The organism is Mesorhizobium sp. WSM4312 (assembly GCF_002294875.1).
Classification (GTDB): domain Bacteria; phylum Pseudomonadota; class Alphaproteobacteria; order Rhizobiales; family Rhizobiaceae; genus Mesorhizobium.
The window spans coordinates 39,067-65,129 of the sequence record NZ_NSFU01000028.1; the positions used below are offsets into that span (position 1 = coordinate 39,067).

The following is a 26,063-nucleotide window of genomic DNA, read 5'->3' on the forward strand; positions in this document are numbered from 1 at the left end:
CGCAAGCGCTGCTTGGCGAACCTTTTGGCAAACATACCTATTGATAAATAATGATAATGGCGGTCAATGCATAGGTAGCCCATATCCACCAGACCGGAATTAGCGCGATATCATCGGCGAGAGACCGACGATGAACGTAACCAAGGTCATAAGCCACCAATGTCGACGGCAACTATGACAAACGTGGCTTACCCGATCCCCTGGTACTCGCCTTCTATTTAACTCCCAAGAGCGATTCGATCGTTCGGTTGATTCTACTTCGTAATCGATTCGATATTTGAAAAATCGACATGCCTATCGCCACGGTCATTTCAACCGATGGGATCACGAACCTCATCCAGATGAAGCTCCTTTTCGCCGAGACGCGCGTTATCAGCAGCACGACTAACACAATCTCACAACGTCAAACTCGCTTACGTCCTGAGATTGCTCGACCCTCTCACCGGATTTGTTCAATGCCTCCCAACTGAGAGAGCACGTCATGCACGAAATGCAAGGACATATCGAAGCGATAGAAAGCAGCGCGGCTGGCGGCGTCCCACGGAAACCGAAGCAACCCATTACCTGGAATATGACGGCTCAGGCGAACCCGCACAACCCCTCCGAGTTTGAGTCGGTCTTACTCGCGATAGCAGGACATGATCTTCGACAGCCACTTCAAGTCATCCAAGCCGCTCACGAGTTTCTCGGTCGCGGCGTTCGAACGACATCTGAGCTATCCCTGCTGCAATTAGTTCAGGACGCCATCGATAGATTGAGGGATCAGCTTAATGAATTGGTCGCCGCCCTTCAGCTACGCGGGCACGCCACGGGGGTGAAGCTAACGCCAGTGCGGGTCGGGCCGTTGTTGCAGCAAGTTACCTATGAGAACGAGATTGCAGCTCTAACAAACGGAGTCAGCGTTCGTACGGTTCCGACCGACGCCATGATTAAGAGTGATGCGCTGCTGCTCGGTACCGTTCTGCGCAACTTGGTCAGCAACGCGGTCAAATACACACAGCCCGGGGGCCGCATTCTCGTCGGTTGCCGTCGCGTCGAGCAGCTCGTCCGTATTGACGTGTATGACACCGGAATCGGTATGACCGGGGACCAGATGTCTCGAATGTTCGAAGCCTTCACCCGTCTTGATCCTGCGCGATGCGATGGTCTCGGCATCGGCCTCTTCATCGTGGGCCAAGCGATCGGAATCCTGGGACACCGCATAGACGTCACTTCCACTCCCTGTGGTGGGTCGCGCTTTTCCATTTTCGCGGACTGGGCCGAATGAAAGCAAGAAACCGTCAAGGTCGGTAGGTGCCTCCGCGATCATCTTGCCGGTTCCGCCCACACCGGCAGTCAAAAGGTAGTCAGGCAAACCCACCAGCGGCCAATCGGGCGATATGGGCGCCTCGGCAATCTCTAGAACAGACTCCACCAATTGCCACACCAGCTTTACGCAAAGGAGAACTTCCATGAATAACCAAGATCTGCGACAGAGCTATCCAGTGAATCGACGCGCCTTCGTGAGCATGATCGCTGCGGGAGCGGCAAGCACGCTCATCCAAGGCAACGCCGCGGCTGCGCAGCCAGCGCCGAAGGCGCGAAACGTCGTCCTTGTGCATGGGCTGTTCGCCGACGGGTCATCTTGGTCCGAGGTGATTGCACGATTGCAGGCCGCGGGCCTCAATGCCACTTCCGTGCAAAACCCCCTGACGACACTGCCTGAAGCTGTCACCTCGGCGCAGCGCGTGCTGGCGCGGCAGGATGGTCCGACGGTCCTGGTTGGGCATTCCTTCTCCGGGATGATCGTGACAGAGGCCGGCATGCATCCGAACGTGTCGGCTGTTGTCTATGTGGCAGCACGGGCGCCGGATGCTGGCGAGGACTACACGGAGTTGGCCAAGACATTTCCGACGCCGCCCGCATCCGCGGGGATCGTCTTCGACGGTGATGAAGGACGTCTCAGCGAGGCCGCGTTTCTGCGCGATTTCGCTGGTGATCTGCCTGAAGCGAAGGCGAAGGTCCTCTATGCTGTTCAGGAGCCGTTCCAAAAGGCTCTGCTCACGGGCAAAACCACGCACGCGGCATGGCGTTCGAAACCGAGCTACTATGCCGTTTCAACGGAAGACCGGACGATCAATCCCGATCTCGAACGCTTCATGGCCAAGCGCATGGGCGCCAAGACCATCGAAGTTAAGTCAAGTCATCTGTCGTTGATCTCTCATCCTCACGAGATCGCCCAGCTGATCTTGGAAGCCGCAGGACATCGGCACCGCACACAAACCTGAGATGTGCCTGCACTAGGAGGCCCTGGAGCGATGACTGACCGCAGGCAGGCGATTATCGAGGAGATTCCATACCTACGCCGCTATGCCCGCGGGCTGTTGCGCGACAGCGATACGGCCGACGACCTTGTGCAGGACAGTCTCGAACGGGCGCTGTCAAGAATGGAGAACTGGACCGGCGGGGCCTCGCCGCGCCTCTGGCTGTTCACGATCATGCACCATCTGTTCGGCGATCAGTTGCGACGCGCCAAACGGCGTGCTCAACCAGTGAGAGCGATGCCGGAGATGATCGATGCGATTGCAACGCCGCCGCTCGACCGGTTGGCCTCGGTCGAAGTCCTATCAGCGCTTCAGCGGATCGGACCTGAACGGCGTGAGGCACTCGTGCTCGTCGCGGTCGAAGGCCTTTCCTACGCGGACGCGGCGAACGTGCTTGGTATTCCGGTGGGTACGCTGGTGTCGCGGATCGTCAGAGGCAGGGAGGAGCTGCAATCGATCCTTGGGTGGCCGACTGTACTTTCTTGACGCCAGCGCAGTCCGCAGCTCCCCGCACAGGCGGCGATGTTGCCAGTAACATGCGCGTCGGCGCCGGCGGCAAATGCCGCCACTTCCTCTTGCCGGACATGCAGCCAGGCGATTCCGCCGTGGCGCCGCAGTGCGTCAGCGAAGCCGTTCAGGCTATCGCCGGCAATCCCGTAAATGCGTTTGACGCCTGCGTGGATAGGATTTCGACCATCTGGTCAGCAACTGTCTTTGCCATGGCTGCCTTCTGTTCAGTCTTCGGAAAAAGGTGCGGTTTGCGATTCGACTGCTCGTCGGGAGCCAAAGGGCGCGTTCGGCTCCGTCCGCCGCAATCGACTCCATCCGCCATGTCGCGCATCGGAGTAAGCGTCGGAAATCCCATGCACGCCGAGGACGAGAACGATGCCGACGACACCCCCAAGGATGACATTGGCCGCCCGCTCTCCCGCTGCGAAGATGGATTGATCGATGACGATGAATGCGATCGCTGCACAGGCGCTGCGCGCGCCGAAGCCAACGGTGTATCGGCGAAAGCCGACCAAGGTCAGCACCGCCAGAAGCGCGGTGAGCTCAAGAACGTTCCGGTTGTGCGGCAGCAGCAACCCCAGTGCGATTCCTGCCGGCACCCCAACCACCGCACCGAGCACTCGGTCACGCAGCTTCGCCCGAGCGCTTGCGGCATCGCCGGTGACGACGCTCGCTGCCGACCAGATCACCCATTGGCCATGCCCAATGTGATACCGTTCCACCAGAGCTGCTGCGAGAGCCACGGCAAACCCCACGGCGACGATAGCCTCCCGATAGGGAACCGAGGTCCTCGACGCCGTCTGACCCACCACCCGCGCAAAATGGCGGAGTAGCGTGATTTGATCACGGCGGCGTTCAAGATGGTCAAGGATCGACACCAGCAGGACAGGGATGATCGCCAATCCTATAAAGAGCAGGAAATGCAGACCGCGATCTATCAGTGCTTCCGGAGATGCCTGCTCGGCGATCTCGCAAGCGAGATAGAGCGCGGGAATGAATGTGAAATTTCCCAGCGAGCGCAACTCGGCGCCCCGCGCTGTCACGAGTATCGAGGCAGCCGCCATTGCCGCAGAAAGGAAGACGAACAGCGCTGGTTGATGAATCGATGCGAGCAGCGCTATGAAGCCGATCGCGATGGCGAGCCCATGAAGGACAACACCCAGCGGCGCCAGGCCCGACCGCTCGGCGGCGATGAAGGCGGAGATCGTCACGAGCGCGGCCTGCGGCCAGACCGTCTCACCCGAAAGGGCGGTGGCGAACACCAGCGGCGCCAGGACAAGGCCGGCGCGCCTTAGCGCCTTGCGATCGATCACGGCTTCAATTCGTCGATCGATGAAGGCCATGGCGGCTTTACGATCCCGGATTGCCGTCAGCCCCCAGTCCTTCTGTGGTTTTGCGGAAGTCATGGGTTTGGCTCAGATGACGTGAAGCCGCCGGGCGGATTCGGTTAGCTCGTCGCGGAACTCCGGGTGGGCGAGCCCGATCAGTGCGTATGCTCGTTCGGTCGAAGACAGACCCTTGAGATTCGCTTCTCCGAACTCGGTGACGATGTAATGAGTATCGAGGCGCGGCATTCCGGGCGAGTTGCCGGCGTGAAGAGCCAGCATCGAGTGCGGACGGGTGCCTGCTGGTCACGCGGTTTTCCTTCTAGGTAGGTTGCGGTTCACATCATTGGTCCTTCTGCCAGACGCTTGCGTGACTAAGCAGATCCACACCAAGTCGCGGATCTGGATGCTTTCGAGCGAAAGCACGGCGTCCTTGATCTCCTGGCTCAACCCCGCGTCGACGCGACCCGCTACGAGCGCGTCGAATTTCTCTACAGATTCCTCCCATGTGAACGGATGGGAAGCGAGGCCGGGGTAGTCTTGAACCTGGTGCTCGATAACGGTCCCATCTTGCAATCCAATGGTGATCTTGGCGGGCATTTTGCTGGGGTATTGCGTCGTAAATTCGCCGTTCGGACGGATCGAAACCTTCTTCAGCAACGCCTGCACATCGGGCTTGGCGATGCGGTTCGGCTTGAATTGTGCGGGCGTGACCTTCGCCATCGATGAGGGCAACCGAAAGCAGATACGGCAGGCTGTGATCCGCCTGTTCCTTGGTACGAATAACTTTGTCCACGCCGTAAAGGCCGCCACCAGCGAAGTCGAAAGCGAGTTGGAACACCTCTGCCTCGATCGAAACTATCCTGTTGGGATCAATTTTTTTCTGCCGGGTGAGTTCGACCATACAATGGACCGCGGACTGCGTGTGGATCATGGAGTTGTACTTCTTGATGGTGCTCTCGGTGACACCTTCATATCCCTGCTTGTCCCAGTCGATTTCGATCTTCATCCCAAGAAGGTGGTCGATCCCCAGCGGGCCTTCGATCACTTGCAGCGGCCCCTCCACGCCGCGACGGGCTAGGAACAAAGTATTCATGGCACCGAGCGCCGACTGCGCCGAGGCGAGACCCTTCCATTGCGACAACGGCTTTGCCCGAACGACGGCGAATGACGCATCACTCGCCGCGGCCATCGCCATGGCGTGGCCAATCTGCTGCTCGCTCAAGCCGAGCAGTCGCCCGGCGGCAGCGTTGTGCGAGAAGGCCAGTTGCGCTGTGTGATCGAAGCCGCGCGTCATGAAGTTGGCATGATCAACGAACCGCGACTGAACAGTGTAGCCCAGGGCCACCCCGAGCATCAGGTCGCGGCCGCTACCGCCGACGTAGTCGGCTATCGTCAGCGCAACGCCGAGATTATCCGCTGTGTGGCAGGTTTCGGTTTGAGCCAGGAAGTTGTCCATGAAATCTACGTAGCGCACGAGTGCGGTGTGCCAGAACGCTGCGCAGATCGGGTTTGCCTTTCCACCACCGATCAACGTCGACGGGCCGGCGCCACCAAACTCTGCGACCTGTTCGCGACAGGCCTGAACAGGGCCGGCTCCAAGGGCGGCGAGGCAGCAGCCCAACGAGTCGAGAATGTGAACGGGCAGTTGCTTACGCGACTCGGCCGAGAGGTCTTCGAACTTGGCACGAGCGGCGTATCTGGCGAGAGCTTCAACTTGGGTCATGACTAAGTTCCGCGTTTTCGATGGACAGGCTGGCGTCTCTAGGACGTGCGAGCGATGAAGATCCCCATCGTAATGACCGAACCGATCACGCTGAGAAATACGGCGGAAGCTGCCTCCTGCTGCGCGACGCCGTATTGCAGAGCGAACATGATCACTATCGGCATGGTTGGAATCGCTGTCGTCAGCACCGCTTCGCTGACAATGGGACCGCCATATCCGGCCCATCGCAATCCGCCCAAGACTAGGGCAGGCTGCAGAATGTTTTTCAGGAATACGAGGAACAAGACGCGCGAGTTGATTTTGATTTTCCCGGACGCGAGCACGATGCCGCTGGCAAACAGGGCGACGCCCCCCGAGGCACTTCCCAGCAGAGAGAGTGAGTGGATGACGAGTTGAGGAATGTGGAGCCCGCTCAGCACAACCATGAAGGCGAGAACGGCCGCAAAAACAATCGGCTGCTTTACGGTTTCTGCCAGTTTGGTCGCGGGCGAAGCCAAGTGCTCTTTGCCCAGCGCAGCCAAGCGCTTTTTGCCGTGAATCGCTCCCTGCCGTGTCCAGTGCGAGAAGAAGAATCGTGACTGGCACAACTGTGAGATTGACAACGAGACCGGCCGTCGCGATCGGAATCGCACTGAGTTCGCCGAACAGATCACCCAGAACCGCCGGACCCACGAACGGCACTGCTGGCGCGGAAGCTGTCAGCGCGTGTAGCGCGCTGACGCTCGTTGGGAAGCGAAGTATGATGCGGTAGAACAGAAAAACCACACCGTAGAGGCCAATAATGGCTAAGCACAAAGCCACGATCAACGGGATGTCTTGACCAAGCGCCGTGCGCGACGTCGTGACCGTTCCGGCAAAAAGCGCCAGCGGAACGGGGTAGAGCAGAACCATCCGATTCAGGATCGAGGCATCGGTCCGTCCGAGATCGTGATGCCAAGACGCTGTGAAGCCGAGCACGAAGGTGACGACCATCGGAAGGAGCGCGCCCAAAACAGTGTTCAGCATTGGCGTCGTCCTCGATCACCGAGCGCGTTTCAAATCAGGTGAAACGCACAGACGCTTCGGGTGGCGCTCGGCCTCCGGCGCGGAAGCGAACTCTTACGCCGGGTGTCCGGGCTAGGCGGCGACCGGATTCTCTTTGAAAAGTTCGGCGACCAGAGCCGAGTCGAGATAAGCTCGGACTTGCACGATCTTGTCGGCCTCGAAAAAGAGGATCCAACAGTATCGATTGTCGAATCTCATGCCGTTCCGTGCCGTCGCCAAGGAATGAAGCTCGACCACTGCTTGGTCGCCTTTGATGATGAGATACTCCAAGTGGAGCTGAGCTCCCTGTGGAAGTACTTGGCCCAACTTGGTAAATGTACCCGCGATAAAATCTGCCTTGTTGCGGTAGCGACCCGCGAGCGGATGAGTGCCCATCACAGTCCAATCGACGTCGTCAGCGACGTGTGTGAAAAAGGCGGCTCCGTCGCCGTTCTCCAGACCTTTCAATACTTCACGAACGAAATCAGCTGTAACAGTCATCCGATTGCTCCTTGACTTACTATGTATTGCTCGATCGCCGCGCACTGCGGTGACCAGGGCTTCGGCTCGGCCGCAATTTGCTGCCTACCGCAAGAGTTTACGCAGAGGCTCCGGGGAAACGCTCGTTTGTTATCGTAAGATGCTGTTGGTTATCGTCAGCAGCAGCAGTTCGCAGAGTTTGTCGGGCTGGGATGGGGTGGCCAATAACGACCGTCTCCATCGTGATTGTGCGGAACAGATCCTTGGCTTAAAGTCCAAGCGAGGTGGTCAGGCGGCTACGAAAGACGACGCCATGATGGATCCGGCGACGGGGACCAGAAACATACTATCGTTTGGTCCTTTCAGCTTGGATGCGAGTCGACGACTCTTCGCGGAAGACCGCACCGAATTGGGTGCGCGAACTCTCGACATTTTAGTTGAGCTGGTCTCCCGTCCGAACGCACGCCAACCTTCCGGCGCGCCTGATCGGAACGGTTGGGCGCGAGCGCGCGGACGACGCTTATGAATGATCGCCGCAACTCACATCCCAAGGACGTGCTTTCCTTTGGCCCGTTCAACCTGTGTGCGGTCGAGAGGCTGCTCACGAAGGCTGACGAGCCGATACCGCTCGGCGGCCGCGCGCTTGACATCCTGATCGCACTCGTGGAGCGGGCCGGGGAAATCGTCACTCACAAGGAGCTATTCTCAACGGTGTGGCCGGATGTGACGGTTGAGGAAGCCAATCTTCGCTTTCAAATGGCTGCCCTTCGGAAGGCGCTTGGTGACGGGCGAGACGGCGCCCGCTACGTTTCAAATGTTGCTGGTCGGGGTTATTGTTTTGTGGCGCCCGTCAAACGTTCGAGCGCCAAGCAACCGGTTCCGTTCACCGGGACCACCGCCACAGAACGACTTAAAAAGCTGCCACCGCGGTTAACGCGAATGGTCGGCCGCGATGACACGGTTCGAGCGTTGGCACAGCAACTTCAGGCGTGGCGCTTCGTCAGCATCGTCGGTCCCGGCGGGGTCGGAAAAACCACCGTGGCAATCTCTGTCGCGCATGCGCTGGTTGATGGATTCCATGACGCGGCCTTCTTCATTGATCTGGCCGCGCTGACCGATGCCAAGCTCGTGCCGACTGCAATCGCGTCTGCACTGGGGTTCATGGTGCAAACCCAGGACCCGGTCGTTAGTCTGCTGGCCTTTATTGGCGACAGGAAGATCCTCCTCGTGCTCGACAATTGCGAGCACGTCATCGGCGTCGCGGCAGCACTAGCCGAACGCGTCGTCAGCGAGGCACCACAAGCGCACATCCTGGCGACGAGCCGCGAAGCGCTCCGAGTGGAAGGTGAACATGTCCACCTGTTGTATTCACTTGATTGTCCGCCCGAGGATGCCGGCCTGACTGCTCCCGAAGCGCTCCGGTATCCTGCCGCCCAGCTGTTCATGGAGCGGGCTGCGGCGAGCGGCTACGGCGTCGCCTTGAGCGATGTCAATGCGCCGATCGTAGCCCGGATCTGCCGACGGCTTGACGGGGTCGCACTTGCCATTGAGCTCGCGGCCAGTCGCGTCGGCCCTGTCGGTATCCGTGGAACCGCGGAACTGCTCGACAACCGCTTCGGCTTGCTCTGGCAGGGTCGTCGCACCGCGCTGCCGCGCCACGAGACACTGAACGCGATGCTCGATTGGAGTTACAGCCTGCTTTCGGAGCGCGAGAGGGTGGTCCTGTGCCGACTGTCAGTCTTTGTCGGGAACTTCACGCTTCAGGCCGCCGGCTCCGTTGCGTCGGAAACGGAGGTGGATGAAGCGGACGTTGTCGACGCGGTCGCGAGTCTGGTCGCAAAATCCCTAATATCCTCGTCCGTCATCAACGAATCGACCTATTATCGCCTGCTCGAGACCACGCGCGCCTACGCCGCTACCAACCTCGCAGGGCGTGACGAAGCGGATCGCATCGCCCAACGCCACGCGATGTTTTATTCCGAGTTTCTAGCGCACGACGAGATCATCCAGTCGTTGTTCGGCGAGCATGACCTTTCGGGATACGGCCCGTATATCGGCAATGTGCGGGCGGCGCTCGGATGGGCGCTGTCGGATGGTGGCGATGTCGCGGTTGGCATCGAACTCGCGACTTGGGCGGCGCCACTGTTCTTCGGACTGTCGCTGTTCGAGGAATGCAGGGGTTGGTGTGAACGGGCGCTGGCCGCTCTCGACGCCTCCAGTCCGGGCACCAGACAGGAGATGGTTCTTCAGGAAGCTCTGGCGCTATCGTCGATGTTCACCAGGGGGCACACCGATCAGATTCGCGCCGAATACGAGCGCGGACTTGCGCTTGCGGAAGCGTTCCAGGACCGTGCACGCCAACTGCGCCTTCTCGCCGGTCTGAACATTTTTCTAACACGACTCGGCGACATCCGCGGCGCCTTGCCGGTTTCGGAACAGGGCGGCGTCATCGCGCAGGCTGCCAAGCACCCGTTCGGCATCGTGTGGGCAGAGTGGGGGGTGGGCAATACTCACCACTTTATGGGCAACCAAACCCTTGCAAAGCTGCATTTTGAGCGCGGCATGGAACTTGAGGTTGAGCTCGGTACTTTCAATGCCCACCTCTTCGGTTTTGATCCTCGCATCTTCGCGCTCGTCGGCCTTGCCCGTACCTTGTGGCTGCGTGGCTTCTCCGACCAGGCGCTTCGAATCGTGCAAAAGGCCATAGATGAAGCGGCAAGCCGAGGTCACCCAGTTTCGGTCTGCGTTTCGCTGGTGTACGTCTCGACGTTGTTACTGTGGACCGGTGATTTGCCAGGAGCCGGCGACCTCGTCGAGCAGTTGATTGTACACGCTGGACGATACTCTCTTGCACCATACCGTGTTCTCGGCATCGCGCTGAAAGGCGAACTTGCCATCGCCCGCGACGAACCGGAAGCCGGTCTCGACTTGCTACGGAGCGCGCTGGAGATCTTGCGCGCTCAACAGTTCAATCTGCTCATCACGGGCTTCATCGGTGCATTGGCTGAAGGCCTGCGCAAGACCGGGCAATTCGAGGAGTCGCTTTTCACGATCGATGGAGCCGTTGCACGTGCGACAAATAGTGGAGTGGAATTTGACCTTCCCGAACTGCTCCGGATCAAATCGCAGATTCTTGTGGCACAACATGACCGCGAATCAGCCATGAACTGCCTGACCCAAGCGCTCACTGTCGCACGCGCGCAATCTGCGCTGGCTTGGGAACTGAGGTCCTCGATGGCCTTGGCACGCATGCTCTCCGAAGACGGGCAGCGCGATCAGGCCCGCCACACGCTCACCCTCGTCTACGACCGCTTCACCGAAGGATTCGAAACCGCGGATCTCAAGCTGGCGCACGCGCTGCTTGAGGATTGGAAATAGCCATCTGGCCGCTCCACAGCCCGCTGATAGCCACGATACCCTACTCGGAGCATGATTTTTTGCGACCGAGATTTCCCTTACACGTGGAGGTCGCTCTCCCGCTGGATGGCCTTCCCGGCGTGCCAGAAGATGCGATGTCCGCCCTTGTTCTCAATTACGTCTTTTAAGTACGCCAGGCGCTCGTGAGGGGGCCATTGTAGTAATGTCCAGATTGGGGCCGCAAGCGGAACGGCTGCTTCTAGCGTGCGAAAAGCGATAGCGGACCTTCAGCCCTTAGGAGAGACCGTCATATCGCGAGCCGCACTGGCTTGGGCCAGGTTTGTCCCCGAAGCTACCCTGGTTTGTAAATTCGCTCAGCTTCTGGATCATCGACCGAATAGCCTATCTCCCCCAGTTCAGCCCAGGCCTGGTCCGGCACCTCCGCAGTCGCCCACTCGATGGTTTGGGCGACTCTTTCGGGCTTGGAGACACCTACGACTGTCGAGGTTATCCTCGAATCAGTCAGCGAGAACTGAATCGCCACCGCGCCGGGAGCAACGCCATGCTTTTTGCACACGGCCTCGACCTCACGCACCGGCATTAGTCTAACTTCGTCAATCTCTTGATATGTAATCCGAGAGATAGTGAGACTTCCCTTTGCCAAAATGCCGCCGGCATAGGGAGCCGCATTGAGCACGGCTATTCCTTTTTCGTTGGCCAGGTCAAAGAGGTCAGTTGCCGACCTGTTCAAAAGCGTGAAGCGATTGTGATTAAGCAGGACATCAAAGGGCCAGTCTCCGACGATCGGCAGCATGATATCAAGACGGCCCATTGCAAGCCCCACAGCGGTCGCGAGCCCTTCCTCTTTTATCCGAAACAATTCATCCAGGGCACCGCCTGGCCGCGTGATCTCGTTGAGATCGGCGGAATGTTCAGGGTCGTGAAGGTGCAGCATGTGGAAGCTATCGAGACCGAGCGCCAGAAGACTCTCCTCGAGCGACCGCCTGGCGCGACCAGCGTCGAGGCGGCCCGTACCCATATCCCGGTCTAACTTCGTAGAAAGCACGAATCCCGGAGGTAGACCTCCGCGCTCTCTGATCACTGCTCCGATGCGCTCCTCGCTGCGGCCAAAGGCGTAATTGCGGGAAGTGTCCATGAAGTTGACTGGACCGTCGAAAATCGCTCGGATGGTCGCAAGGGCCGTGGCTTCGTCAACGCTATAGCCATACGTGTCCGGCATCCCGCCGAGAGGAGCTGTTCCGAAACAGATTTCGGTAACTTCCAATCCAGTCCGGCCGATTGGTCTCCGTTTCACCGCCGCCTCCACATTAGGACTAGCAACAAGAGCGGACTTCGACCCGTTGAGTGTCCACTGCGCTGAAGCCGTGCACGCACCCCCCATTCGAGCTTGGCAGTTATGCTGGCAGAAAACCTTAGCTCCTGCCGGCATAATATCTCACGTTCGGGTTCGCACGCCGCTTGAGCGTTGGCTCGCGATCGTAGTCAGCACTGCTGCCACTATGATGACGGCACCGGTCGATGCCTGAACGTAAAAGGACGGAACCTGCGCCAACGTGAGCAAGTTGTTGATGACGCCAATCAAGAGCACTCCGCTAACAACTCCGACGATTGTCCCTCGGCCGCCGCCAAGACTTACGCCCCCGATCACCGCGGCGGCAAAGGCGGAGAAAATGATCCCCTGCCCTTGGGTTGTTACCGTCGAATCAAGGCGCCCCGTCATCAGAACACCGGCTAAGCCCGCCAACAGGGCTGCGAAGACAAACGCCGACCAAATGACCCTGTCCACGTTAATGCCGGCGGCCCTTGCGGCGTCTTCATTGCCGCCGATAGCGTACAACGCCCGGCCGTAGCGGTGGTAGTGGAAGACAAGTCCGACCACGGCCGCGACCACAATGAATACGATCACCGACACAGGAACACCGAACCAACTCTCGGAACCGAGATAGGTCAGCGCTTTGCCGGGAGAGTAGATCGAACGCCCGTTGGAAATGATCAGCACTCCGCCGCGAAGCAGCACAAGCAGCCCAAGCGTTGAGATGAACGGGTTGAGTCCCACCCTGACGACCATGAAACCATTGAAAAACCCGATCAGCCCCGCAGTGCCCAGGGCAACGAAGAGACCAGTCCAACTCGGCAACTCCAACCCAAGCCCGCCAGCCGCCGCAGGCACCAGGGTGACAGCTGCCAACATCGGAGCGAAGCCGACAATTCCCTCGAGCGAGAGATCCAGTCGACCTATCAGGACGACGAAAGTCAGTCCGATTGTCGTCAGGCCCAGAACGCTTACCTGGTCGAGGATGTTCAGCAGATTGGCTGCCGTGGCGAACCGCGGAGCAATGATGGCACCCACGATCACCAGTATGAGAAGGACCGGGTACATTGTATATCCGCCGGCCACAAAGGCGCTTCCGAAACCGGACAGCCGTGACTGCCCGGAATGTTCCTTCTTCGGCGTTGATTTGCTCACGATATCGGTGCTCATACGACGCCCTCCATCCGCAGGATTAGATCTTTGATTGTGTATTCACCCACCAGTTCATCAACGACGTGCCCCTCGAACACGATAACGACCCGGTTGGCCAGCTGATCAATTTCGTCCTCTTCATCCGAGACGACCACAACCCCCAACCCCTTGCTGGCAAGATCGCGCAACAGCGAATAGAGTTGCTCCTTGGCTCCCACATCGACGCCGCGGGTTGGACTGAGAGCGATGATGACCTCGGGAGCTCGACAAAGTGCGCGCGCGAAAACGACCTTCTGCTGATTGCCGCCACTGAGCTGGCTCACCGCCTGCTCCAGAGACGAAGCGATTACGTTCGTCTGTTGGGCAAGGCGCCCGACATGCCTGGCTTCCTTGCCTTTGCTGATAAAACCCAGTTTGCCGGACAGGACGTCAAGGCCACCGATCGCTACATTCTCACGAACACCCAGAATGCCGACATAGCCGCTGGCATGCCTGTCGGTCGGAACCAGGCCGATGGTCGGTAGCTTTCCACGCGGGCTGATCACCTCGCCTTTTTCGGGCCTTTGCTGGCCAGCAAGGACCATTGCGAGCGCTTCCTTCCCGCCACCCACCGGACCTGCCAGGGCTACGATCTCGCCCGCCCTAACGGCAAAGTTGATATCCTTTTCCGAAAAGCTGTCGAGCCGAATTCCCTTGGCCTGGAGCAGAACAGAGGCTTCCTCCGTCAGGAAGTCCTGTCGCGTGCTTCGGACCGTCTTTTCACCCATCATAAGGTCAGCGATGGTCTCGACGTCGAGACCCCCCACGGGCTCGCGTTCCTTCACGACCTTGCCATCCCTCAAGATCGTGACTGTATCGGCAATCTCGAAAACCTCGTCCAGGTGATGCGAGATATAGACGAACGAGACTCCCTTGGCTTTGAGTGCCCGCACATGCTCGAACAGAATCCGTTTTTCCGCATTGCTCAACGCCGCGGTTGGCTCGTCCAGAATCATGATGGGCACACCCCGACTGAGGGCCTTCATGATCTCGAGCAGCTGTCTCGTCCCGGCGCCCAGCTCTCCTGCAAGCGAGCGGGGTTGGATGTCCATATTCCATTCGCTCAGCAGCTCGGCGGCGTGCTCCAACATCAGCTTGTGGCTCACCACGCCGAACCCTCTGCGGACGAGTGGGTTCTCTACAAAAAGGTTCTCCGCAACCGTCAGCAGGTTGAACAGCTGAGGGGTTTGTTGAACGTGGGCGATCAGCTTGCGAATGCTGGGCGCATAGTGTTGGCCGACCGCTTCTACCTCGACCTCTCCGATTCTGATCGATCCGGTATCGGCCGAAACATATCCGCTCAAGGTGGAAACGAGCGTACTCTTTCCCGCGCCATTGCGGCCCAACAGGGCGTGAACCTCACCGCGCATGACGGTGAAATTCACGCCGCGAAGAGCCCGGGTCGAGCCAAAGGTCTTGGCGATGTCACGCATCTCGACGATTGGTCGCGCGTTGTCCATGATCTTCGGCTCCACGACTTCGTTCCTCCTACTTGCCGATCTTGTTCGCCCACAGATCAGGTGAGTCCACATTGTCGGTTGTCACCAGCGTCGCCTTGAGCTGGTATTGCGGTCCGACGGGAGTATCGATGACCTGGCCGTCGTCACGGGGTCCGATCTCGATCTTGCCACCCTTGGAGACGAGTTCGATCAACTCGGCCGTCTTGCTCGCATACGCGCTCAGGGGCTGCGACACCGTCGCGTCGAGGGCCTTGCTGCGGATCAGCTGAAGCCCCTGAGGGGTCCCATCGATTGCAATGCGGATCACAGAGTTCGGATCACCTACCGGAGCGCCCTTGCCGGCGTTGGTGAGCTGGGCGTTCACAGCCGATGCCATGAGCTCCGACGCCATGAAGATGCCGCTCAATGAAGGATTCTGGGTCAGGACGTTCTGCGCAGCATCGGCGGCCATGTCGGCAGTCCATTCGGTCGGGCGCTGTATCAGATTCACCTTGGGTGCGAGCTCGTGCAGCGTTTTGGAAAAACCATCGGAGCGATCGCGGCCGTTTGGTGTGGTCAGGGCACCCTGCAGCTCAAGCACGATGCAGCTGTTGTCGGCCCAGCACGGCTTGGCCTGCAGGCGCTTGGCCATCTCCTTGGCGCCCTGAACGCCGGCATCGACATTGTCCGCGCGCACCGTCGCCGTCACTTTGCCGCCCGCGGGGGCGTCATCGATCGAGAAGACAAGCACGTTGGCGTCGTTCGCCTTCTTGACCGCGGGAACGATTCCAGCCGCGTCAATGGGAGCGAAGACGAGGACGTTGGCGCCGTTTGCAATCAGGTTCTGGAGCGCATCGACTTCGGCAGCGATATCGCCATTCGGATCAGGAGCACCGACCAGGGTGAAACCTTTTGCATCGAAGGCCTTCTTCGAGAGATCCAGCATCAGGGTCTGGAAATCATCCTTGAGAAACTTCGGGGTGAAACCGATCCTCACGTCCGCGGCCTTGTATTCGGCAAGCGCGGTCCCAGCGGTTATTGCAAGGAACAGCGCGCCGAAAGCCACTGTGCTGGCGGCCCTGCGGCGAGAAATGGGGAGACTTGGAAATTTCATTTGGTTCCTCCTTTTGTTGCGCGGTCCGACTGCCCGTTGAGCCGGGCCTGACACCGCTTAGGCCTTCTGTGCTCACCACAGAAAGGTTCGACCTTGCGATGAGACACCGTTCGCGATGTCATCACGCACAAATGCAATTGCAGTGTCGGCCGGCAGCACTGAAAGAGCTCTGCTAGAGAAGTTGGGAGTGCGGGCACGCTGTCGCGATTCTCGTTCGATCGTGATCGCAAGGAAGGCGGAGCCAAGATGCCCGCGCCATTGCGGGGCCGGTCCCGGTCATTTCCCCACACGACGATCCGTGCGAGCCCATACTTCACCAAACGCCACTCCTCCCACTGAGCGGATCTTTCATCCTCCTGCGAATCCGCCGCCGAATGCTTTATGCAGCCACCTCGGAGACGCGCACCAAACGTCCCTCTTTCATGGATTTGTAAGCCGCTTCCGCCAGGATGAGCGCACGGCGCCCATCTTCGAAACTTGCCAGCGGAACGGCGCCTTTCTCCACACAGTCCACGAACCCGTCGATCTCGGCCATGAAGGCTTCCTGGTAGCGCTCGAGAAAGAAGAACTGATACGGTTGGCTTGCCTCGGCGGCCGTGCCGGTAAAGCGTCGCAATTCGTGGGGTTTGCGGTTGTCGGAAAGAAGCATGCCGGCGCTCCCGATCAACTCAACGCGCTGATCGTAGCCGTAGACCGCCGTGCGCGAATTGTTGATGTGGCATTGCTTGCCCGACGCGGTCCTCAGGATGAACATCGCACTGTCGACTTCATCGAGTTCCTTTCCGAGTGCCGGATCGATGAGTGCGTTGGCCAGCGCGAAGACCTCGGTCGGCTCTTCGCCAAGCATGAAGCGGGCCAAATCGAAGTCGTGGATCGTCATATCGCGGAACAGCCCGCCCGCAGCCTCCAGATAGGCTCTCGGCGGCAACGCAGGGTCACGGGACGTGATAATGACCTGGTGCAGTTCGCCGATATCGCCGGCCAGCATCGCCGTTCGCGCTGCACTGTGCCCGGGATCGTAACGACGGTTGAAGCCGAGTTGGATCGGGATTTTGGTCTCGCCGATATTGGCGGCGCACGCCTCGACGCGGGCTAGGCTGAGATCGATCGGCTTCTCGCACAGAACCGCTTTACCCGCAGCGACTGCCATTTCTATGTAGTCGGCGTGGGTTGGGGTTGCCGTGGCGATGAGAACGGCATCCACCGTGTCCGATGCGAAAATCTCCTCTGCGCTGGCTGCGGCCTTGACGCCTTGAGCCGCCGCGACCTTGTCGGCGGCCTCTGAATTGACATCGAATACCGCCGCCAACGTGGATCGTGGGTGCCGCGCAACATTGGCAGCATGCATTTGGCCAATTCGGCCACAGCCGAGCACGGCGATACGCAACATCAATTTCCTCCCTGCTGCCTGTCATGCAAGCCAAGCACCAATCTTTGCGTGCACGATGCAAAATATCTTGCATTTTCGCACGTGTGTCAATACAAATTCCGCAGTGATTTATTCTGCAAAATTCATTGCAGACCGAGGAGGCCTTGAAAAATGAACAGAGTCGATGGGAAATTCGCGGTGGTCACCGGCGGGACGCAGGGACTGGGCGCTGCGATCGCCATGCATCTCGCAGACGCGGGCGCGGCCGGAATTGTCACCTGTGGGCGCAACGCCGATAAGGGCGGCGCCGTCGCTGCAGCAATTGAGGCTAAAACGGGCTGCGTGGTTCGCTTTGTCCAGGCCGATCTGGGGAACGTGGCCGATTGCCGGACGGTGATTGAGGCCGCGGATACGGCCTTTGGGCGGGTCGATGTCCTGGTGAATGCCGCCGGCCTTACGGACCGTGGTGACATCCTCAACACGAGCGAGGAGCTTTTCGACCGGATGTTCGCGATCAACACGCGCGCTCCCTTCTTCTTGATGCAGGAAGCAATTCGGCGGATGGTCCGAGACAGTATCGAAGGAGCGATCGTGAATATTGGCTCCACCTCGGCGCTCGCCGGGCAGCCGTTTATCGCGTCCTACTGCGCCTCCAAGGGTGCTCTTGCCACACTTACCCGCAACACGGCGTTTGCAACGATGCGGAACAAGATCCGGGTCAATCAGCTGAATATCGGCTGGATGGCTTCCGACGGCGAGGATCGCATCCAGCGCGAGTATCACGGCGCGGACGCAAACTGGCTCGAAAAGGCTGCGGCCGAACAACCTTTTGAGCGCCTGCTGGCTCCTGCGGAAGTGGCCAAGGCCGTCGCATTTCTAGCTTCGGAGGATGCCGGGATGATGACTGGCTCTGTGATCAATTTCGACCAGTCGGTCTGGGGCGCTTACCCCTTCGCCCCGCCAACGCCTGTCGCCAAGTTGGCCATCTAGAGAGGCGATCGGAAGGATTCGCCACTTCGTCGCCAATCATCCTAACTCGCCGCAGAACACTGCGATCAATCAGAAGGTGGCGCAGTTGAAGCGGGTGAAGACCTGACTTTGCGTAATTCGATTTACAGGCTGGATACCTTGGCGCGCCGTCCGTATGCAATCGACCGATAGCGCAATTTCGCGATCGAAGTCGTGGCCGATCGTCACATCCATGATTCCCCGCTCGAGCAGAGAGCGGGAATTCGCGTTCAATTCATGGCCGACAAAGACGGTCGAATTACTGAGACCTTCAGCCTCCAATGCGCGCCCAACCCCGAGGTTAGCCCCTGAAACATTGTAGATGGCCGCCGGCGGACCGCTCTTAGCGATGTATCGCCGGACTGCCTCGTAGATGACCTCCACGCTCTCATTGGAGCTCACCCTTTCATCGATGGCTAGGGTGGAGAATTCGGATCGCAGGACGTGCCGGAACCCCTGCTCCCGATCTTGGTGGCAACGAAACGGCACGCTGCAAACAAACAGGACTTTGCCGGCTGTCCCACGCGGGAGCATTCGGCCACATAGCCAGGCTGCCGTAGCCCCCGACACATACTGATCCGAGCCAACGTAGGCTGCCCGACCTGACAAAGGGAGATCGGTGGTCAGGCAGATCACCGGGAGGCCCCGTCCCGTGGCCGCCCTCACGGCATCGTTGATTGCCGGGTGCTCTCTGGCGACTAGGATAATGCCGTCGGACTTTTCAGCCGCGCTCTCGATCCGGCGCGCAAAGTCCTCAGGCTGGACGTCGTATGAAGCATACGACTCCGTTTCAATCTCAGTCGATGCATATTGCGCGCTGAAGTTCTTGGCGGCGGCTTCCGCAGCCTCGTTGAACGATCGTCCTGAGTCGGCAAGAAGAACGAGACGAAGCGGTTTTGAAATCTCGGGCAAGGTAATTCCACCGGCGCCGGACTGCCTGGCTTCCACAATTGAGGCGGACAGATGCTGTTGGAGAACTGATTGAAATTCCCGGTAGCCCGAAAATCCCAAGGTCTGGACAAAACGCACCACACTGGATGCGTTCACGCCGCAGCGACTGGCAACCTCGGAACCTGACAGAAGGGCTGTCTCGCCAAGGTTCGCGATGAAGAAATTCGCCACGCGACGCCCGCCTCTGCCCATGTTATCCTGAGCTGAGTTCAAGATAGTCATCAACTCGCCGGCAGACTGAGGCTTCGATCGTAAGTCGTCCATGCCTGATCCTTTTTCGATCACCCATCATACCGAAACTTTGCGATCGAGCAATATTCGTTGCAAAAACGCATGAATCGCTTCGGGGCGGCATTGGATTCGCCATCATCTGGCTTCGCGGGATCCATCCTGTGTCGGCAAAATAGGGGCGCGCCGATACCACCTATCTCATGGACTCTGGCTACGTGCGACGCCCAAAGGGTAAAGTTCCTTCCCTGCAAAACGCGCAAGCCCGCCCAATTAAGTTCTTCGGCGACCGCCCGGGCGCCGCATTCGAGATTGCCATCAAGCTGTGCTGACCCAGCGGCCTCCAGTCGCCGAGGTATGGATCGCTTCCACAAGTTCCTGGATGCGCTGTCCGGAGCGGAAGCTGAATGGCTCGGGACGCATCCCGGCGATGGCTTCGAGAAACAGCGCGACCTCGATGGCCTTGAGATCGTTGAAACCAAGCTGATGGCCGGGCGCCACGCAAAACAGCCCATAGGGCGGATGATCAGGCCCGGCCTCGATGCGTCGGAAGCCGCGAACTCGACCGGCGTCCGCAATGGTGTAGAATTGCAGTTCGTTGAAGCGCTCCTGGCTGAAGGTCAGCGCACCTCTCGAGCCATATATCTCGAAATCGTGCTGCATTTTGCGGCCGCTCGCCACCCAACTCGCCTCGATGCTGCCGGTGGCGCCGCTGGCGAAGCGCAAGAAAGCCCGGCCGATGTCGTCGACCTCGACGTCGCTACGGCCGCCCTTGCCATCCGGACGACTGTTGATGACGGTGACCTCGTCGCCAAGAACGCGCTCGATCGGGCCGAGTAGGAACTCGGCGGTCGCCAAGGCATGACTGCCGAGATCGGCCAGCGCACCGCCCCCAACCGGGTCGAGGCGAAAGGTGAAGGGACTTTCAGCATCGCCCATGTAGTCTTCGGCGTGGATTCCGCGATAGCTGCGAATTTCGCCAAGCTCACCGGTCGCGATGAGTTCACGGGCCAGGGCCATCATCGGATTGCAAAGGTAGTTGAACCCGACCTGGGTGCGCACGCCGGCAGCCACGGCAGCGTTTGCCATCTCGGCGGCCTCGGCTGCACGCGGAGCAAGCGGTTTCTCGCAATAAACGTGCTTGCCGGCGGCGATAGCGGCCAGCGCCATCTCGCGGTGGAACGCGTTTGGCGCGGTGATGTCGACGAGATCGATATCCGGATCGCCGACAAGTCGGCGCCAATCGCCGGTAGCGTTCTTGAAACCGAGAGTCCGCGCGGCTGCGCCGGCAAGTTCTTCTGTACGGTCCGCGACAGTATGAAGCTCGAGCTCGAACGGAAGATCGAAAACACGTTCCGCTGCGGCGAACCCAAACGAATGGGTCTTGCCCATGAAACCGGTCCCGATCAGCCCGACCCGCAGCTTGGGCTTCTCATTTCCCATTGATTTCGGCCCCATTGACGACCAGTGCGGGGTCGATCTTGCTTTCAAAAAAATCGAGGACGTTCTGGACCGACGACACCGCCATGCGTTCCCCGCATTCAGCGGTAAGACCGGCGATGTGCGGCGTGAGGATGACCTGATCCATGGACAGCAATGGGTTGTCCGGCGTTGGCGGCTCCTGGTCGAAAACATCGAGGCCCGCGGCCGCAATCGTGCCGGTTCGCAGGGCCTCAATCAGAGCAGGCTCGTCGACCACGCCGCCACGGGCGGTGTTGATCAGGACGGCGCCGCGCTTGATGAGCCCGAATTCACGGGAACCGATCAACGGCCTCTCGCTTTTGGGCGCGTGCACGGAAATTGCGTCGGCACGGCCCAGCGCAGCATCGAGGTCGCAGGCCGGCCTCACCTGGCCATCCGGCCAGCCAATCTTCTCGAGAAACGGATCGTAGGCTTCAACCTCCATGGAAAAGCCGGCAGCCATGCGGGCAAGATGCCGGCCGATCCGGCCGTAGCCCAGGATGAGCAGCCGCTTGCCCGCAAGTTCCGACGCCTCGAGCTTGTTGCGCCAGTTCCAGCCTTTTTCGCGAACGGCCCGATCGGCGCGCAGCGTGCGCTTCGCGGCCGCCAGCAGCAACATGATGGCGTGCTCGGCCACCGAGACCGAATTGACATCGCCGACGATGGCCAGCGCGATACCGCGCTTGTTGAGCGCCGGCAGGTCGACCGAGTCGTAGCCGACCCCATGGCGCGAGACGATGCGAAGGTTGCGTGCCTTGTCGACGGTCGGCGCGGAAAGCGGCTGGGTGCGAATGACCAGCCCATCGGCCTTGCCGATCAGCGAGGCATAGCTTGGCTCGGAAACCTCCTCGACATAGTCGTAGGTTACGCCCGGCGTCCGATCGAGCAGGGCTATACCGCTTGGATGCAGTTTGCCGGCAACAAGCACGTGAGGCATCAGTAGCTTCCCTTGGCGTTGTTGATACCCTCGGCTGAGGCTCCAGCCATCAGCGCCCTGAACCGCTTGACGGCGCTTTCGGCGGCGCTGGCGAGTAAACGCACGTCATTGGAGACGGTGGTCATGTCGAAGCCCCATGCCACGGCGCGCCCGGCGTATTCCGGAGTGCCGCAATGCAGCGCCGCGCGAATGCCGTGTTTGCGACAGGCCCGCACAATGGCTTGCAGAGCCTCGATCATTTCCGGCTCTTCGCGATCGAAGGCCGGAGGCAGGCGACCGCCGTGCAGGCTGAAGGTCAGGTCGGCCGGCCCGACATAGATGCCGTCGAGCCCTGGCGTAGCTGCGATCGCATCGAGATTGGCCATCGCCTCGGCGGTTTCGACCATGGCGAACGCCAGAATTTCTCTATTGGCCTCGGCCGCATAGTTGGCGCCGACCGCGAAATTGGCACGCGTCGGACCGAATGACCGTTGTCCAAGCGGCGGGTATCGGAGGTAGGAGACGAACTTCGCAGCTTCCTCAGCGGTGTTGATCATCGGGCAGATGATCCCGTAGGCGCCGGCGTCCAGTGCCTTCATGATAATGCCCGGCTCGAGCCAGGGGACGCGCACCAGCGGCGTGACGCCCGAGGCGCGCATGGCCTGCAGCATGGGCAGCATGGCGTTGTAGTCTAGTGCGCCGTGCTGCAGGTCGATGCCGATGCTGTCATAACCTTGCGCGGCCATGATCTCGGCGGTGAACGAGTTGCCTATCGAGAGCCAGCCATTGATGGTCGGACGGCCGTCGGCCCAGAGCTCCTTGAGGGTATTGGGGATCATGGCGGCAACCCTTAGAAAACGACCTGGGCGAGCTTGGTATCGAGGTAATCTGTGATCGACTCGATCCCCCCTTCCCTGCCCATGCCCGAAAAATTGGTGCCGCCGAACGGCGCCTCCGAGGCCGCAAGCGCGAAGCTGTTGATGCCGACCATTCCGGCCTTCAGCTCGGCAATCGCCCGGCGCGCACGCTTCGGACTTTGCGTAAAAGCGTAGGCCGAAAGCCCCATGTCGGAGGTGTTGGCGCGTTGCAGCGCCTCGTCGTCGCTGGAGAACGAGGTGATCGCCGCCACCGGACCGAAATTCTCCTCGGCAAAGACCGCCATGTCGTCGCTGACGTTGGTCAGCACCGTGGGCTCGAAGAAATGCCCGGCGTTGAAGGTCGCCGCACGGCGGCCGCCGGCGGCGACCGTTGCCCCTTGCCGTTCGGCCTCCGCGACCACGGCCTCGATCTCGGAGAGCCGCTTGGCGTTGATCAGCGGTCCCATCTGCACCGAGGGGTCGAGACCATCGCCAAGCTTCAGTGATTTGGCTCGGGAGACGAAGCCCTCAACGAATTTGTCATGCAGGCTTTCATGGACGAAGAAACGGTCGGGCGTGACGCATACCTGGCCGGCATTGGCATATTTGGTCGGCACCGCCACACCGAGCGTCGTCTCGAGATCGGCATCGTCAAAGACGATCAGCGGCGCGTTGCCGCCCAGTTCCATCGAGACCTTTTTGACCGTATCGGCGGCATCGCGAATCATCTGTTGACCGACCCGCGTGGAGCCGGTCAGGGAGACTTTCCGGACTACTTTCGACGCCATGATCGGCGTGTAGGTGGCTTCCGTAGGACCGACCAGCAGGCTGACTGCGCCCGCAGGCAGGTTGCCCGCTCGCATGCAGTCGACCATGACCATGGCCGTGCCCGGGGTCTGGCTCGAGGGACGCACCACGATCGAGCAGCCGGCGGCCAGGGCCGGTGCGACCTTGCGTGCCACCAGTGCTGCGGGAAAATTCCAGGCCGTGAAGGCCGCGGCGACGCCGACAGGCTCATGCAGGACCTCGAAACGCCCGCCGGGGACACGGCTCTCGATGACACGTCCGTAGATGCGACGTGCTTCCTCGGCATGCCAGCGGAACTGATCGACCCCGAGAGCCCATTCCCGCTCCGACTGCGCCAGCGGCTTGCCGGTCTCGCTGGAGATCATCCGCGCCCCTTCATCCTTGCGGCGCAGCAGTTCGTCGGCAATGCGATGCAGAGCATCAGCCCGCTCGAAGGCGGATTTTGCTTTCCATGAACGAAACCCCCGTTGGGCACTTTCAAGTGCGTCGCGAGCGTCTTCCCCATTGGCGCAAGCGACCTCGCCGAGCGCCCTTTCGGTGACCGGACTAAATACCGGGGTTAGGCCTCCCCCGCCCGTTGAGTGCCAGGCTCCATCGATGAAAAGTCCGTAGTCGCCATACATCTGAGCACCCTGAAAACAGCACGAGACGCGCCACGCAGACAGCACGGCGATCACAAGATTCCGGCATTGCGGGACGGGTGTTTCACTCCGTTCGGAGCCGCCTTCGGCGGCGCTGATCCTCGGCATGTCCGATGGATCGCGTGCCCTGCGCGAGTTGGCGCAGTCCTCCCTAAAACCGTATTGCAATAATCATTGCAGCATCTATTGATTTGTCAATAGACATTTCATAATAGATCGCAACGCAGCCATTTGCGTCCCCTGTGGAAGGAGAAATCAGAGCATGAAAGCCAAGCTTGGCATCGCGCCGATCGCGTGGTGGAACGACGATCTTGCGGAACTGAGTGGCGACATTTCGCTCGAGGGATGCCTTGCAGAAGCGCGGGAGGCCGGCTTTTCCGGCATGGAAACCGGACGTCGCTTCCCGATGGATGCCGGCGTGCTCGGACCGATACTCGACACCTATGGCATGAAGGTCTGCGGCGGCTGGTTCTCGGGCTTGCTGCTCGATGGCGACATCGCCCGCGAGAAGGACCGCATTGCCGAACAGATCGCGTTGTTCAAGGCCGTGGGCGCGCCCTGTATCGTCTATGGCGAGACCGCGGGCACGATCCAGGGCGACCGTTCCGCGCCACTCACCACCCGTCGTCGCCTGAGCGAACAGGAGATCAAGGCCTATGGCCGGAAGATGACCGCTTTCGCCGAATGGTGCGCTGGGCAGGGCATGCCAATCGCCTACCATCACCACATGGCCGCACCGATCGAATCCGAGCAGGACGTGGACCTGTTGATGAAGCACTCTGGTGAGGCGCTACCCCTCCTCTACGATGCCGGCCACATGGCCTTTGCTGGCGGCGACGTGCTGCGCGTGATCGACAATCATCACCATCGCATCAGCCACGTTCACACCAAGGATGTGCGCCAGCCCGTCATCGATGGGTTGGATCGCTCCCGCGAAAGCTTCCTTGACGCAGTCGTCAAGGGCGCCTTCACCGTGCCCGGCGATGGTTCGCTCGACTTCGAGACCATCGTCAAACGGCTCGCCGGCCACGGCTATGAAGGCTGGTTTGTCGTCGAGGCCGAGCAGGACCCGATCAAGAACCCACCGCTGGAAATGGCCAGGATCGGCCATCGCGAGCTGCTGCGCGTCATGGCATCGGCGGGCTACACTGTCGAGGGCTGATCGATGAACAGACGGACTAAAAGTCTTGCGTCATAACCAGTTCCGCGCAGGGTCCGGGCGCCGCCATCTGGTCGATGCCGGCGCCAAGGGTTCTTGCGGCATAGACGTCCTTTCCATCCTCAGGCGGCCTGAAACTCCGCCTCCCCGGTCTTGGCGCCGGTGATGTAGGAGACGATATCCTGGCCGTCGGTGTTCTCCTTGCGCAGATTGGCGACGATGCGGCCGCGCCGGAAGACGACGATGCGGTCGCACAGGTCGAACACCTGGCGCATATTGTGGCTGATCAGGATCAGCGGCTCGCCATTGGCCCTCAGCGTGCGGATGATGTTTTCGACCTGCGCCGTTTCTTGCACGCCGAGAGCCGCCGTCGGCTCGTCCATGATGATCAGCTTGGAGGCGAAAGTTGCCGTCCTAGCGATCGCCACGCACTGCCGCTGGCCGCCCGACATGTGGCGGATGGTGTTGGAGAGATTGGGGATTTTCACCGCCGTGCGCACCAGCGCCGCCTCGGTTGCCTTGCGCATGTATTTGCGGTCGAGGATCGAGAATGGCCCCAGATTGAACAGCACCTTTTCGCGGCCGAGGAACAGGTTCGACGGCACGTCGAGATCGTCGGCCAACGCCAGGTTCTGAAACACCGTCTCGATGCCCGCCGTGCGGGCCTCGATCGGGCCGGTGAAATTCACTTCCTTGCCGTCGAACCAGACCTTGCCGCTGGTGCGTTGCTCGACAGCCGTGATCTGGCGCACGAAGGTCGATTTGCCTGCGCCATTGTCGCCCATGATGGCGACATGCTCGCCCTTGCGCAGCTCGAAGTTGGCGCCTTCCAGCGCATGCACGCCGCCATAGCGCTTGGTCAGGT

General features: G+C 60.2%; 22 protein-coding genes and 1 pseudogene. 6 read left to right on the forward strand and 17 right to left on the reverse strand.

All coding sequences use genetic code 11. The features are described 5' to 3' along the window. Window positions 1-481: 481 nt before the first annotated feature. From CK228_RS31495 to CK228_RS31505, 3 genes are all read left to right on the forward strand, one after another. Window positions 482-1,267 carry a HAMP domain-containing sensor histidine kinase gene (locus CK228_RS31495; RefSeq protein ID WP_095790371.1) on the forward strand — a complete coding sequence of 262 codons (786 nt, stop codon included), beginning with the start codon at window positions 482-484 and terminating at the stop codon, window positions 1,265-1,267. A gap of 184 nt (window positions 1,268-1,451) precedes the next feature. Next, window positions 1,452-2,267, forward strand: a complete 816-nt coding sequence (locus CK228_RS31500; protein WP_095790372.1) for an alpha/beta hydrolase — start codon at window positions 1,452-1,454, stop codon at window positions 2,265-2,267. Between the two features lie 30 nt (window positions 2,268-2,297). Further along, the gene (locus tag CK228_RS31505) at window positions 2,298-2,789 is read left to right on the forward strand and encodes a sigma-70 family RNA polymerase sigma factor (RefSeq protein WP_095790373.1); all 492 of its coding nucleotides are present in this window, start codon (window positions 2,298-2,300) and stop codon (window positions 2,787-2,789) included. An 11-nt stretch (window positions 2,790-2,800) separates the two neighbouring features. Here the strand turns inward: CK228_RS31505 and CK228_RS36135 are convergent. The 6 genes and pseudogenes from CK228_RS36135 to CK228_RS31535 form a co-directional block, all read right to left on the reverse strand. After that, a pseudogene (locus CK228_RS36135) lies at window positions 2,801-3,024 on the reverse strand (thiamine pyrophosphate-binding protein); the annotation flags it as partial. 13 nt (window positions 3,025-3,037) lie between these two features. After that, complete coding sequence (locus CK228_RS31515) at window positions 3,038-4,219, reverse strand: FUSC family protein (RefSeq protein WP_095790374.1); 1,182 nt, start codon at window positions 4,217-4,219, stop codon at window positions 3,038-3,040. Between the two features lie 9 nt (window positions 4,220-4,228). Then, window positions 4,229-4,417, reverse strand: coding sequence for an acetyl-CoA hydrolase/transferase C-terminal domain-containing protein (locus CK228_RS31520; RefSeq protein ID WP_280951054.1), 189 nt, complete (start codon window positions 4,415-4,417; stop codon window positions 4,229-4,231). A 64-nt stretch (window positions 4,418-4,481) separates the two neighbouring features. Further along, a complete protein-coding gene (locus CK228_RS31525) occupies window positions 4,482-5,864 on the reverse strand; it encodes an MmgE/PrpD family protein (protein ID WP_245438157.1) in 1,383 nt (460 codons plus the stop codon). A gap of 38 nt (window positions 5,865-5,902) precedes the next feature. Further along, window positions 5,903-6,385 (reverse strand): AEC family transporter, encoded by a 483-nt coding sequence (locus CK228_RS31530; protein WP_210202913.1) that lies wholly within the window; start codon window positions 6,383-6,385, stop codon window positions 5,903-5,905. A 595-nt stretch (window positions 6,386-6,980) separates the two neighbouring features. After that, window positions 6,981-7,388 (reverse strand): nuclear transport factor 2 family protein, encoded by a 408-nt coding sequence (locus CK228_RS31535; protein ID WP_095790377.1) that lies wholly within the window; start codon window positions 7,386-7,388, stop codon window positions 6,981-6,983. 501 nt (window positions 7,389-7,889) lie between these two features. Between CK228_RS31535 and CK228_RS31540 the strand changes: the two genes are divergently transcribed. Then, the gene (locus tag CK228_RS31540; RefSeq protein WP_143750642.1) at window positions 7,890-10,745 is read left to right on the forward strand and encodes a winged helix-turn-helix domain-containing protein; all 2,856 of its coding nucleotides are present in this window, start codon (window positions 7,890-7,892) and stop codon (window positions 10,743-10,745) included. Between the two features lie 331 nt (window positions 10,746-11,076). Here CK228_RS31540 and CK228_RS31545 read toward each other — a convergent pair whose 3' ends face one another. The 5 genes from CK228_RS31545 to iolG form a co-directional block, all read right to left on the reverse strand. Then, window positions 11,077-12,039 (reverse strand): aldo/keto reductase, encoded by a 963-nt coding sequence (locus CK228_RS31545; protein ID WP_245438158.1) that lies wholly within the window; start codon window positions 12,037-12,039, stop codon window positions 11,077-11,079. 141 nt (window positions 12,040-12,180) lie between these two features. After that, window positions 12,181-13,227, reverse strand: a complete 1,047-nt coding sequence (locus CK228_RS31550) for an ABC transporter permease (RefSeq protein ID WP_095790380.1) — start codon at window positions 13,225-13,227, stop codon at window positions 12,181-12,183. Beyond that, on the reverse strand, window positions 13,224-14,723 hold the full coding sequence (locus tag CK228_RS31555) for a sugar ABC transporter ATP-binding protein (protein WP_179296111.1): 1,500 nt from the start codon (window positions 14,721-14,723) through the stop codon (window positions 13,224-13,226). Before CK228_RS31555 ends, CK228_RS31550 begins: the two co-directional genes overlap by 4 nt. A gap of 13 nt (window positions 14,724-14,736) precedes the next feature. Beyond that, window positions 14,737-15,801 (reverse strand): sugar ABC transporter substrate-binding protein, encoded by a 1,065-nt coding sequence (locus tag CK228_RS31560; protein WP_095790382.1) that lies wholly within the window; start codon window positions 15,799-15,801, stop codon window positions 14,737-14,739. Between the two features lie 379 nt (window positions 15,802-16,180). Continuing rightward, on the reverse strand, window positions 16,181-17,194 hold the full coding sequence (gene iolG / locus CK228_RS31565; RefSeq protein ID WP_210202914.1) for an inositol 2-dehydrogenase: 1,014 nt from the start codon (window positions 17,192-17,194) through the stop codon (window positions 16,181-16,183). A 147-nt stretch (window positions 17,195-17,341) separates the two neighbouring features. On the opposite strand from iolG, the gene CK228_RS31570 reads away from it, so the two are divergent. Next, entirely contained in the window at window positions 17,342-18,160 is an 819-nt protein-coding gene (locus tag CK228_RS31570) for an SDR family oxidoreductase (RefSeq protein ID WP_095790384.1), read from the forward strand. Window positions 18,161-18,229: 69 nt separating this feature from the next. On the opposite strand, the gene CK228_RS31575 is transcribed toward CK228_RS31570, so the two are convergent. The 5 genes from CK228_RS31575 to CK228_RS31595 form a co-directional block, all read right to left on the reverse strand. Continuing rightward, window positions 18,230-19,393, reverse strand: a complete 1,164-nt coding sequence (locus tag CK228_RS31575) for a substrate-binding domain-containing protein (RefSeq protein ID WP_095790385.1) — start codon at window positions 19,391-19,393, stop codon at window positions 18,230-18,232. A 282-nt stretch (window positions 19,394-19,675) separates the two neighbouring features. Beyond that, window positions 19,676-20,800 carry a Gfo/Idh/MocA family oxidoreductase gene (locus CK228_RS31580; RefSeq protein ID WP_095790386.1) on the reverse strand — a complete coding sequence of 375 codons (1,125 nt, stop codon included), beginning with the start codon at window positions 20,798-20,800 and terminating at the stop codon, window positions 19,676-19,678. Further along, window positions 20,790-21,755, reverse strand: coding sequence for a hydroxyacid dehydrogenase (locus CK228_RS31585; protein ID WP_095790387.1), 966 nt, complete (start codon window positions 21,753-21,755; stop codon window positions 20,790-20,792). Before CK228_RS31585 ends, CK228_RS31580 begins: the two co-directional genes overlap by 11 nt. Beyond that, the gene (locus tag CK228_RS31590; RefSeq protein ID WP_095790388.1) at window positions 21,755-22,573 is read right to left on the reverse strand and encodes an aldolase/citrate lyase family protein; all 819 of its coding nucleotides are present in this window, start codon (window positions 22,571-22,573) and stop codon (window positions 21,755-21,757) included. The genes CK228_RS31585 and CK228_RS31590 overlap by 1 nt, the downstream gene beginning before the upstream one ends. An 11-nt stretch (window positions 22,574-22,584) precedes the next feature. Next, complete coding sequence (locus CK228_RS31595; protein WP_095790389.1) at window positions 22,585-24,021, reverse strand: NAD-dependent succinate-semialdehyde dehydrogenase; 1,437 nt, start codon at window positions 24,019-24,021, stop codon at window positions 22,585-22,587. A gap of 280 nt (window positions 24,022-24,301) precedes the next feature. Between CK228_RS31595 and iolE the strand changes: the two genes are divergently transcribed. Next, a complete protein-coding gene (gene iolE, locus CK228_RS31600) occupies window positions 24,302-25,201 on the forward strand; it encodes a myo-inosose-2 dehydratase (RefSeq protein WP_095790390.1) in 900 nt (299 codons plus the stop codon). 119 nt (window positions 25,202-25,320) lie between these two features. Here the strand turns inward: iolE and CK228_RS31605 are convergent, their stop codons facing one another. Further along, window positions 25,321-26,061, reverse strand: coding sequence for an ATP-binding cassette domain-containing protein (locus CK228_RS31605; protein ID WP_245438159.1), 741 nt, complete (start codon window positions 26,059-26,061; stop codon window positions 25,321-25,323). Window positions 26,062-26,063 lie beyond the last annotated feature (2 nt).